The organism is Dokdonella sp. (assembly GCF_036518555.1).
Lineage (GTDB): Bacteria > Pseudomonadota > Gammaproteobacteria > Xanthomonadales > Rhodanobacteraceae > Dokdonella_A.
This window is the reverse complement of sequence record NZ_DATDMY010000178.1, coordinates 1-2,604: the sequence shown is the minus strand read 5'-3', so window position 1 is coordinate 2,604 and position 2,604 is coordinate 1. Positions and strand designations below refer to the sequence as shown.

General features: G+C 68.3%; 2 protein-coding genes. One reads left to right on the top strand and one right to left on the bottom strand.

Going from position 1 to position 2,604, the window contains the following annotated elements:
* Nucleotides 1-1,162 (top strand): efflux RND transporter permease subunit (locus VI238_RS10290; protein ID WP_331651003.1); only part of this gene is annotated, 1,162 nt, incomplete at its 5' end.
* A gap of 122 nt (nt 1,163-1,284) precedes the next feature.
* Here VI238_RS10290 and VI238_RS10285 read toward each other — a convergent pair.
* Nucleotides 1,285-2,604 (bottom strand): coniferyl aldehyde dehydrogenase (locus tag VI238_RS10285; RefSeq protein ID WP_331651002.1); only part of this gene is annotated, 1,320 nt, incomplete at its 5' end.

Below are 2,604 nucleotides of genomic sequence, written 5' to 3'. Positions count from 1 at the left end.
CAACGGCGACGGCGGACTCGGCGGCGGCGTCGACATCTCGCTGATCGGCGATTCGATGGAGGAACTGCGCGAGCTCGCGCCGAACGTGATCAATGTGCTTTCGCACCTGCCGAGCCTGCGCGACGTGCGCGCCGAGAAGGGCAACGGCGATCGCGAAGTCGCGACCCAGGTCGATCGGATCCGTGCCAAGCAGTACGGCTTCGACGCGCAGACGGTCGCGAACTACATCCAGATCGCGCTGCGCGGCATGCCGCTCAAGGACTTCCATGCCGACGATCGCCAGCTGCCGGTATGGCTGCGCTTCCAGGGCGCCGACACGCAGAGCCTGTCCGGCCTGTCCGACTTCAAGCTGCGCGCGCCGGACGGCACCCAGGTGCCGCTGCTGACGATGCTGCGCACCGATTCGCACGAGACCGCGTCGGCGATCCAGCGCGTCGACCGCCTCACCGCGCTGAAGATCACCGCCAACCTCGGCGAGAAGAAGACGATGCAGGACGCGCGCAAGGAGATCACCGAAGCGCTCGACACGTTCGCGTTCCCGCCCGGCTATCGCTGGAGCTTCGGCGAGGGCTTCGACCGCGAGGACCAGGCCGGCCAGCAGATGCTGTTCAACACGCTGATCGCGCTCGCGCTCGTCTACATCGTCATGTGCGCGATGTTCGAGTCGCTGATCTACCCGCTCGCGATCCTCACCACGTTCGTATTCTCGGTGTTCGGCGTGTTCTGGCTGTTCTGGCTCAGCGGCACGACGTTCTCGATCATGGCCGCGATCGGCATCCTGATCCTCATGGGCGTGGTCGTGAACAACGGCATCGTGATGATCGTGCACATCAACCAGCTGCGCCATCACGGCCACCTGCGCACCGAGGCGCTCGTGCTCGGTGCGATGGAGCGCCTGCGCCCGGTGCTCATGACGATGGCGACCGCGATCCTCGGCATGCTGCCGCTCGCGCTCGGCGGCGCCGAGGCGTGGAGCGACGGTCCGCCGTACTTCCCGATGGCGCGAGCGATCGCCGGCGGCCTCACGTTCTCGACGATCGTGACCCTGCTCGCGCTGCCGTGCATCTACTCGCTGCTCGACGACTCGAGCCTGTGGATGCGCCGCGTGATCGCGGACGCGAAGGGTCGCGTGCGCGGCGCGCCGGTCGCCGCCACGTCTTGAGGCGTCGGCAGGCGCAAGCGATTTCCTGACGGTGCGGCGGACGCCGCGATGCTCTCCGGACAACATCGAAGAAGAAGCATCGCGGCTTGCGCCGTGCCCAGAAAAGGCGCTCCGCGACGCCGCTAGCCGCCGAGCAGCATGCGCAGCATGCGCCGGAACGTCGTCCGATAGGGCGGGTTGAGCAGGCCGACGAGATTCCAGCGCGCCTGGCGGAACACCGGTTTCATGCGCGAGAACGTGCGGAAGCCGTCCTCGCCGTGGTACACGCCCATGCCCGATGCGCCGACGCCGCCGAACGGGAGGTGGTGCTGGGCGATGTGCAGGATCGTGTCGTTCACGCTGACGCCGCCGGCGAGCGTCGCGTCGAGTACGCGATCGACCACCGCACGGCGGTCGTCGAACACGTAGAGCGCGAGCGGATGCGGATGCGCGTTGACGTAGGCGATCGCTTCGTCGATCGAATCGTACGGGACGATCGGCAGCAGCGGCCCGAAGATCTCCTGCTGCATGACCCCCATGCGGTCGTCGACGCCGGTGAGCAGCGTCGGCGGGATCACGCGCGCGCCGGCCGGCGCGTCGGCGAGCGCGTGCGCGACGGCGCCGTCGCCGATCGCGGCGTCGCGCAAGCCGGACAGGCGCGCGTAGTGGCGCTCGCTCGCGATGCCCGCGTACTGCGGATTCTCGGCGAGCCGCGGATAGAGGCGTGCGACCGCGGCGCGCGCGCCGTCGATGAACTCCTGCACGCGCGCGCGGGGCAACAGCACGTAATCGGGTGCGATGCAGGTCTGGCCGGCGTTGAGCAGCTTGCCGAGCACGATGCGTTCGATCGCGTGCGGCATGCGCGCGCCTTCGCCGACGATCGCGGGCGACTTGCCGCCGAGTTCGAGCGTGATCGGGGTGAGATTGCGTCCGGCGGCTTCCGCGACCAGTCGCCCGACCCGGGTCGAGCCGGTGAACACCAGGTGATCGAATGGCAGGGTGGCAAAGGCCTTGGCGATGTCGTCCTCGACCCCGGTGACGATCATCTCGGTGGGAGCGAATTTGGCCGCGATGATCTCGCGCAGCAGCGCGGCAAAGCGCGGCGTCAGTTCGCTTGGCTTGATCATCACGCGGTTGCCCGCGGCGATCGCGCCGATCGCCGGCGCCAGGGTGAGCTGCAGTGGATAGTTCCAGGGCGCGATGATGCCGACCACGCCGAGCGGCTGCGGGAGCAGGCGGTTCTTGGCCGGCATGAACTGCAGCGCGGTCGCGATGCGCCGCGGTGCCATCCAGGACTTCACATGTCTGGCGGCGTGCTTGATCTCGCCGAGCAGGAACAGCGTCTCGGCGATGGTCGTCTCGGTGGCCGAACGGTGGCCAAAATCGGCGGATATCACCGCTTCGAACCGTTCCTCGTTCTCGGCGACGGCGGTGCGCAGCCGCATCAGCCTGTCGAGGCGCTG